Origin of the sequence: Magnetospirillum sp. WYHS-4 (genome assembly GCA_039908345.1) — a bacterium.
GTDB lineage: Bacteria > Pseudomonadota > Alphaproteobacteria > Rhodospirillales > GLO-3 > JAMOBD01.
The window spans coordinates 37,302-45,845 of record JAMOBD010000038.1; the positions used below are offsets into that span (position 1 = coordinate 37,302).

The 8,544-nt window shown below is 66.4% G+C and carries 7 protein-coding genes; 5 read left to right on the top strand and 2 right to left on the bottom strand.

The genetic code is table 11. The features are described 5' to 3' along the window. Positions 1-86 precede the first annotated feature (86 nt). The gene (locus tag H7841_11810; protein ID MEO5337563.1) at positions 87-2,768 is read left to right on the top strand and encodes a bifunctional acetate--CoA ligase family protein/GNAT family N-acetyltransferase; all 2,682 of its coding nucleotides are present in this window, start codon (positions 87-89) and stop codon (positions 2,766-2,768) included. A 14-nt stretch (positions 2,769-2,782) separates the two neighbouring features. On the opposite strand, the gene pyk is transcribed toward H7841_11810, so the two are convergent. Continuing rightward, entirely contained in the window at positions 2,783-4,195 is a 1,413-nt protein-coding gene (gene pyk, locus H7841_11815; protein MEO5337564.1) for a pyruvate kinase, read from the bottom strand. Between the two features lie 194 nt (positions 4,196-4,389). Here pyk and H7841_11820 point away from each other — a divergent pair, with 194 nt between their 5' ends. After that, positions 4,390-5,553 carry a hypothetical protein gene (locus H7841_11820; protein ID MEO5337565.1) on the top strand — a complete coding sequence of 388 codons (1,164 nt, stop codon included), beginning with the start codon at positions 4,390-4,392 and terminating at the stop codon, positions 5,551-5,553. Here the strand turns inward: H7841_11820 and H7841_11825 are convergent, their stop codons facing one another. After that, positions 5,554-6,765 (bottom strand): glycerate kinase, encoded by a 1,212-nt coding sequence (locus H7841_11825; GenBank protein ID MEO5337566.1) that lies wholly within the window; start codon positions 6,763-6,765, stop codon positions 5,554-5,556. It lies immediately after the preceding gene. 49 nt (positions 6,766-6,814) lie between these two features. Between H7841_11825 and H7841_11830 the strand changes: the two genes are divergently transcribed. The 3 genes from H7841_11830 to H7841_11840 all read left to right on the top strand — a co-directional run. Next, positions 6,815-7,078 carry a hypothetical protein gene (locus H7841_11830; protein MEO5337567.1) on the top strand — a complete coding sequence of 88 codons (264 nt, stop codon included), beginning with the start codon at positions 6,815-6,817 and terminating at the stop codon, positions 7,076-7,078. Next, positions 7,065-8,042 (top strand): methylmalonyl Co-A mutase-associated GTPase MeaB, encoded by a 978-nt coding sequence (gene meaB / locus H7841_11835; protein ID MEO5337568.1) that lies wholly within the window; start codon positions 7,065-7,067, stop codon positions 8,040-8,042. The genes H7841_11830 and meaB overlap by 14 nt, the downstream gene beginning before the upstream one ends. Before the next feature lie 125 nt (positions 8,043-8,167). Then, a partial coding sequence (locus tag H7841_11840) for a hypothetical protein (GenBank protein MEO5337569.1) occupies positions 8,168-8,544 on the top strand: 377 nt, incomplete at its 3' end.

Sequence of the window (8,544 nt, forward strand, 5' to 3'; positions counted from 1 at the left end):
TTACCGTTCGGTCATTTGCTATTCTCCGCAATTTCGGCGATGATTTTTGCACCTGCGAAGAATTGGATCAACCAGGAACGTTTTTCATGACCGTCCGTAATCTCGACAAGCTCTTCAAGCCCAAGTCCATCGCCCTCATCGGCGCCAGCAACCGGCCGCAGTCGGTGGGTGCGGTGCTGGCGGGCAACCTCTTCCTGTCCGGATTCGAGGGACCGGTCATGCCGGTCAACCCCAAGCACCAGGCGATCCACGGCGTGCTGACCTACAAGGACGTGGCCAGCCTGCCGGTCACCCCCGACCTGGCGGTGATCAGCACCCCGCCCCACGCCATACCGGGCATCGTTGCCGAACTGGGGGCGCGCGGCACCCGGGCGGCGGTGGTCATCACCGCCGGCTTCGGCGAAGGTGCCGACGAGGCGGGACGGGCGCTGAAGCAAAGCCTGCTCGACGCCGCAAAACCCTATTCCTTCCGCATCATCGGGCCCAATTGCCTGGGCATCATGGCGCCTCGCATCGGGCTCAACGCCAGCTTCTGCCACGTCTCGCCCAAGACCGGCCCCATCGCCTTCGTCGCCCAGTCGGGTGCCATCGTCACCTCGGTGGTCGATTGGGCCCACAGCCGCGGCATCGGCTTCTCCCATCTGGTGTCGCTGGGCGACATGGCCGACGTGGATTTCGGCGACATGCTCGACTATCTGGCCAACGATCCCAACACGCGGGCCATCCTGATGTACGTGGAGGCCGTGACCAGCGCCCGCAAGTTCATGTCGGCGGCCCGCGCCGCGGCGCGCATGAAGCCGGTGATCGTGGTCAAGGCCGGCCGCTATGCCGAAGGCGCCAAGGCGGCGGCCTCCCATACCGGTGCCCTGGCCGGGCTGGATTCCGTCTACGACGCCGTGTTCAAGCGCGCCGGCATGTTGCGCGTAATCAGCCTGACCCAGCTTTTCGACGCCGTCGAGGTGCTGGCCATGATGACCCCGCCGGAGGGCGACCGCCTCGCCATTCTGACCAACGGCGGCGGAATCGGCGTGCTGGCGACCGATGCCCTGGTGGCCCTGGGCGGCCGGCTCGCCCAGTTGCAGCCCGAGACGATCCAGAAGCTCAATGCCGTGCTGCCGCCCACATGGTCGCACGGCAACCCGGTCGACATCATCGGCGATGCGCCCGGAAAGCGTTACGAGGATTCCCTGCGCATTCTCCTGGCGGACAAGGGGGTAGACACCACCCTGGTGCTCAACTGCCCGACCGCCGTCGCCTCGCCCATCGACGCCGCCCGCGCGGTCGCCACGGTGGCCGGAGAACGCAAGGGCCAACGGGTCCTGACCAGTTGGGTGGGCGACAGCGCGGCGCGCGAATCCCGCCACCTGTTCGAGGAAAAGCGCATCCCGACCTATGACACGCCGGAGCAGGCGGTGCGCGCCTTCACCTACCTCGTGAACTATAAGCGCAGCCAGGAACTGCTGATGGAGACCCCGCTCTCCATGCCGGAGGATTTCACGGTCGATGCCGACCGCGCCCGCACCATCGCCAAGCGGGCGGTCGAGGACGGCCGCGATTGGCTGACCGAACCGGAGGCCAAATCCATGCTGGCGGCCTACGGCATCCCCACGGTGCCGACCCATATCGCCTGCACGCCCGACGAAGCGGCGGGAATCGCCGCCGAACTGGGCGGCCCGGTGGTGCTGAAGGTGCTGTCGCCCGACATCACCCACAAGTCGGATATCGGCGGGGTGCTGGTGGACATCGCCGGCCCGGCTCTGGTCAAGGCGGCGGCCGCCGAGATGCTGGACCGCATCGGCAAGGCAAGGCCCGACGCCCGCCTGGAGGGCGTCACGGTACAACCCATGGTGCGTCGCCCCGGCGCCTACGAGTTGATCATGGGTGTGCTGTCCGACCCGCAGTTTGGACCGATCATCCTGTTCGGCCACGGCGGCACGGCGGTCGAGGTGATCGACGACAAGGCCCTGGGTCTGCCGCCACTCAACATGCGCCTGGCTCGCGAATTGATGTCGAACACCCGCATCTACAAGCAGTTGACCGGCTTCCGGGGCCTGAAGGCGGTCAACCTGGATGCTGTGGCACTGACGCTATTGAAGATTTCCCAACTCGTGGTCGACGTCCCGGAGATATCCGAATTGGATATCAACCCGCTGCTGGCCGACGAATGGGGCGTGGTCGCCCTCGATGCCCGCGTCAAGGTCAAGGCCGCTCACGGCTCGGGCGCCGACCGCCTGGCCATCCGGCCCTATCCGAAGGACTTGGAACAGGAGGTACCGCTGGGCGACGGGCGGCTGCTGTTCCTGCGCCCGGTGGTACCCGAGGACGAGCCCTCCCTGCAGGAGACCTTCGCCCGCCTGACGCCGGAGGAAATCCGGTTGCGCTTCTTCGTGCCCATGCAGACCATGTCGCACCTCCAGGCGGCGCGCTTCACCCAGATCGACTACGACCGCGAAATGGCGCTGATCCTCACCGAACGGGGCATCCCCGGGAAGACGCCCATCTACGGCACGGTGCACATCAACGCCGACCCAGACCTGCAGAAAGCCGAATACGCCATTATGGTGGAGCAGGAGATGACGGGCCTCGGCCTGGGCGTCTTCCTCATGCGCCGCATCATCGAATATGCCAAGTCGCGTGGCATCGGGGAAATCCACGGCGACGTGCTGCGCGAGAACGGCACCATGCTGAAGCTTTGCCGGGCCTTGGGCTTCACGCAGTCCAACAACCCCGACGACACCAGCATCGTCAAGGTGGTGCTGAAGCTGTAGAGCCGCAGAAACGACTAGACCTTGGCGATACGCAGGACGTTGGTGGCGCCGGGAGTGCCGAAGGGTACGCCCGCCGTCACCACGAGCTGCTGGCCGGCCACGGCGAATTCCTCCTTCACCGCCACCGACACCGCCTTCATCACCATGTCGTTGAAGAAACGCAGGTCGCTGGTCAGCACCGGATGCACGCCCCAGGCCAGGGCGAGACGGCGCGCCGTCGTCTGATTGGCGGTCAGGCCGAGAATGGGCACCTCCGGCCGTTCGCGGGCCGCCCGAAGGGTCGTCGAACCGGTCGAGGAAAACGCGACGATGCAAGCCGCCGAAATGGTATGGGCCACCTGGCGGGCGGCAGCGGTAATGGCGTCGGCCGCCGTCGATTCGGGCATGCGCCGTTCGGCGTCGGTCACCTTGCGGTAGAGAGGGTCACGCTCGATACGGCGGATGATGCGGTCCATCATGCGCACCGCCTCGATGGGATAGTCGCCGACCGCCGTTTCCGCCGACAGCATCACCGCGTCGGCGCCGTCATAGATGGCGGTCGCCACGTCGGAGGCCTCGGCGCGGGTGGGCATCGGCGCATGGACCATGGAGTCGAGCATCTGGGTCGCCACCACCACCGGCCTGCCCTTCTGTTGGCAGGCATGGATGATTTCCTTTTGCAGCACCGGCACGTCCTCGGCCGGAACCTCGACGCCCAGATCGCCGCGCGCCACCATGACCGCGTCGGCCAGTTCGACGATCTCGGCCAACTGGTCGATGGCCGCCGGCTTCTCGATCTTGACCAGAATCGCCGCGCGGCCGTCCACCAGCCGCCGGGCCTCGGCCACATCCTCGGCTCGCTGCACGAAGGACAGACCCACCCAGTCGACGCCCATCTGCAACCCGAATTCCAGGTCGCGGCGATCCTTGGGAGTCAGCGGGGAAAGGTCGAGCACCGCGCTGGGCACGTTGACGCCCTTGTGGTCGGAAAGCAGGCCGCCCACCACCACCTCGGTCTCCGCCCAATCGTCGCCGCAATCCAGGATGCAGAGACGGACGCGCCCGTCGTCCAGCAGCAGTTCGGTCTGCGGCGACAAGGCCTTGAAGACCTCCGGATGGGGAAGCTGGACACGCCGGGTGTCGCCCGGGTCCCTCGCCATGTCGAGGCGGAAAAGCTGTCCCGATTCGACCCGGGCCTTGCCGCCCTCGAACTTACCCACCCGCAGCTTGGGCCCCTGCAGGTCCTGCAGGATGCCGATCGGCCGTCCGAAGGACTTCTCGATGCAGCGGATGGTATCGAAGCGGGCCTTGTGGCCCTCGTGGGACCCGTGGCTGAAGTTCAGGCGAAACACATCGGCACCGACCTTGAAGAGTTCGGTCAGGCGTTCCTTGGATTCGCTAGCTGGGCCCAGGGTGGCGATGATCTTGGCATTACGGAGGCGTCGCATGGGCGGCACCATACGCCGCCCGCTCCGTCATTGCCAGCCGCCAAAATGGGTAGTCCCCGAACTATCCACAGGAGCGACCTGGACCGGCTCCACTTCCCCGATGCTATCTGGACAAGGCTGGGCTATGTTCGAGGAAGGGTTCTCCAAGGGAAGGGGCGGCACCGGCAAACCGGAAGCCGCCGGTCGGAAGCGAGATGAAGGGCGAGGGGCATGTTCCGCACGCGTCGCCGGCCTGTCGGCAATGGCAGGCCCATTTGCGTGCCGCCGCCCATCTGGAGGAACTGAAGGGCCACATCCGCCAAGCGGTCGACGAATTGATCCCGCCCGGTGTCTTGCCAACGGGCACGCGGTCGGAAATCGTTAATCTGTTCCTCGACGCCATCACCCGATCGAGGGACTTCTCGACCGCCCGCGAGAAGGCCGTCAAGGCTCTGTTGCCTCTGTCCCTGCTGGGTCAGTTGGTCGAACGCCAAGCGCCGCCGGAAGTCGCCCCCGTCCAGCCGGTCGAGCAGCCGCCCGGCTACCAGGAGAAGTTCGAGTCGGTCTTCACCGACAGTCTCTGCCAATTCCTGCGTGAGCGAATCGAGGCGCTCCATGTCCCGGAACGGGGTGGTTCCGCCCTGCCTTACCCGCTGTCGCCCACTTTCGGCGAGATCTTCATCCAGGCGGTGGCCGAGCACATCGCCCCCACCATGCTGTCGGCCCGCCGAATATCGCTGCTCGCCCAGAGCATCCCTTTCGAGGACCTGCGCCCCGAGACCTTCTACGAGCTCTTCCTGCGTCCGGAGCGGGAAAACGTGGTGCTTTTCCTCTGGGACGACCGCTGGTCCCATATCCAAACCCTGCTGACCAAGGCCGGAGGCGCCCGCGCCGCCGACAAGGGAAAGAATCGCAAGGGCCTGCTCGGCATGTTCGGCGGCAAGGACAAGAAGGAAGCGGCCAGTCCGCGCGATGCGATGGCCCTGCATGCCGAAGCCTTCTGGGAAATGCTGGAAAGCCATGCCGGCCCCGATATCTACGAGGCGCCCCGCATCTCCGACATCCCCTTTCTGAAGGTTCTGTTCCGCTACATCCCCGCCCAGATTCGCGAAGGCCAAGCCGGAATCCGCCAGATGCTCGCCCAGGAGAACGACAAGGCCCTCGATGGCCGCGAAGGCTCCAGCCGCCAATACCTCTGCAAGTTGGTGCGCGGCCTGCCCGCCCATTGCGGGGAGCTGATCGCCCTGTGGGCCTATTTCACCTGCGGCAGTGACTTCGGCCCCAAAATCCTCAAGGGATTCCGTACCAGCTACGGCAGCGGTACCGAGGAACAGGCCAAGGCCATTCCCTTCTTCGCCCGCTGGACGCCCCTGGCCTGATCACAACACCAGGATGGCGCGGAAATCGTTGACGTTGGTCAGCGTAGGCCCCGTGACCACCAGATCGCCCAGAGCCGCGAAATAGCCATGGGCATCGTTATCCGCCAGACGGGCAAGGGCATCGGGTCCGCGCCGCAGGGTGTCGGGACCGATGACGGCGCCGGCGTTGTCCTCGCTGCCGTCGATGCCGTCGGTATCGCAGGCCAGGGCGTGGATACGCGGGTGCCCGTCGAGGGCCAGGGCCAGGGCCAGCAGGTATTCGGCGTTGCGCCCGCCGCGGCCGTTGCCGGTTACGGTCACCGCGGTCTCGCCGCCCGACAGGAGCACCGTTCCCGGCGCGGCCATCATGGCGAGCCGGGACTGGGATGCGGCCAGAACCCGGGCCTCGCCTTGCAGGTCGTCGCCCAGGATCAGCGGCGAGAATCCGTCCCTGCGCACTGCGGCGGCAGCCGCTTCCAGAGCATCTCGGGCCATGGCCACGATGCGTGTCTCGCAGCCCGCCAGCCGGGGATCGCCGGGCTTGGGGCTCTCGTCGAAGCCGGGAGGCGGTGCGATCCGGTGGCGATCCAGGATGGCGCGGGCTTCGGCGACGGTGGTCGGATCGGCCACCGTCGGTCCGGAGGCGATGGTCGCCGGATGATCGCCCGGCACGTCGGAAATGGCCAGGGTCAGCACCCGGGCGGGATGGGCCGCGGCGGCCAGGCGTCCCCCTTTGATGGCCGAAAGATGCTTGCGCACGCAGTTGATTTCCGCGATAGGCGCACCCGACCGGAGAAGGGCGTCGGTGATTCGCCGCTTGTCGGCCAGCGTCACCCCCGGCGCCGGCAAGGCCAGCAGCGCCGACCCCCCGCCGGAAATCAAGGCCAGCACCAGATCATCCCGGCTCAGACCCGCCACGGCGGTCAGCATCCGGCGCGCCGCCGCCGCGCTGGCTAAATCGGGAACGGGATGGGCGGCCTCCAGAACCTCGATACGGCGGCAGGTCAGACCATGGCCGTAGCGAGTCGCCACGACGCCGCCCAGAGGGGCCGCGTCCGGCCATTCCTTCTCGACGGCCCGTGCCATGGCCGCCGCCGCCTTTCCCGCCCCGACCACAACCGTGTGGCCCGGCGGCGGCGGCGGAAGACAAGCCGGAAGGCGGCCTTCGGCGGTCACCGCCGCCAGAGCTTGGTGGAACCAGGATTCGAGAAGCCGACGCGGAGTCTTGTCCATGGGCCCATGCTAGCCGTACCATGGGCTCCTGCAAGGAGGATGCGACGCCATGGCGGGATTCTTCAGGAAGGCGATGGCCGTACTGGGCCTGGAAGCAAGGAAGCCACCAGCCCGCAAAGCAACGCCCAAGGACTCCCCCCCCAGGAAGGCGGGTCCGGAACGCCAAGCGCTGATGCGTCAGGCGCTCGATTTGCGCAAGGACAAGAAGAAGATCCTGGAAAGTCTGGGAGAGGAAGACCGCGCTCGCCTTCTCACCATGGCCATCCTGGCCTTCACCGACGCCGCGAAGGGCAAGGACAATGACGGCAAGTGACTTGGCGGCGGAGTTGCTGTCCGGAAGCCGGCGGGCCCTGGCCCGGACCATCACCCTGATCGAATCCACCCGTCCCGACCATCGCGAACAGGCGGAAGCCCTGCTACAGACCATCCTGCCCCGCACCGGCGTTTCGATACGCATCGGTATCTCGGGCATTCCCGGCGTCGGCAAGTCCACTTTCGTCGAAGCCCTGGGCCTGCACGTGGTCGAACGGGGCCACCGGGTTGCCGTGCTCGCGGTCGACCCCTCCAGCCCCCGCTCGGGCGGCTCGATCCTGGGCGACAAGACCCGCATGGTCGAACTGGCCAAGGACGACCGGGCCTTCATCCGCCCATCCCCCTCCGGTGGCACCCTGGGCGGAGTGGCGCGCCGCACCCGCGATGCCCTGCTGGCCTGCGAAGCCGCAGGATTCGACGTCATTCTGGTGGAAACCGTGGGGGTCGGCCAGTCGGAGACGGCGGTCGCCGATCTCACCGACCTGTTCCTGCTATTGCTGCCGCCGGCCGGCGGCGACGAACTGCAGGGCATCAAGAAGGGTATCGTCGAATTGGCCGACCTGATCGCCGTCAACAAAGCCGATGGCGACCTGGCGACGGCGGCCGAACGGGCGCGGCGCGACTACGCCAGCGCCCTGCATCTGCTGCGCCCCGCCACCCCCGGCTGGACTCCGGAGGTACTGAAATGCTCCGCCCTGGAAGGCAAGGGCATCGACGATATCTGGGATGCCATCCGGCGCTACCGCGCGGCCTTGGCGCCGTCGGATGCCATCGCCGCGAAGCGTGCCGCCCAGGCGCGGGCCTGGATGTGGAACGAGGTCAACGAAACGCTCTTGCACCGCCTGCACGACAGCCCCCAGGTCAAGACCCTGGTCGACGACCTGGAACCGCGCGTGGTGGACGGACGAGTCACGCCGGGCGATGCGGCAAGGAGAATTTTAGCCGCCTTTTCCGCGAAGCTGTGACGGCCGTCACCGGAAACGTTTTTTTTGCCCCTATTGTCGGTCATAATCGCGCCGTAAAAGGCACGACGATTCTGCCGGCCCCCTGGGGAACCGGCCGAACGGGGAATCGAAGGGACGATACTGGAATGGCGGACCAGCAAGAATTCGAAGCGCTGCGGCATGAATTGCTCGGCCTGTTCAATTATATGAACCGGGTCCGAACCGAAATCGCCGCCATCAGCCGTCCGGTCGAGGAGGAGTACCAGTTCGGCAGCATGGCCGAACAACTGGATGCCATCGTCAAGGCGACCGAGCGCGCTTCCAACACCATCATGGAAACCGTCGAGTTGAACGACGAACTGCTCGCCCAGTTGCGCAATTCCCTGAAGGACCCCAAGCAAACCGCCCTGATCGAGCGGATCATCGACAACAGCGCCCAGATCTTCGAGGCCTGCTCGTTTCAGGACATCACCGGCCAGCGGGTCAACAAGCTGGTCCGTTCCATCAAGTATGTCGAAGAGCG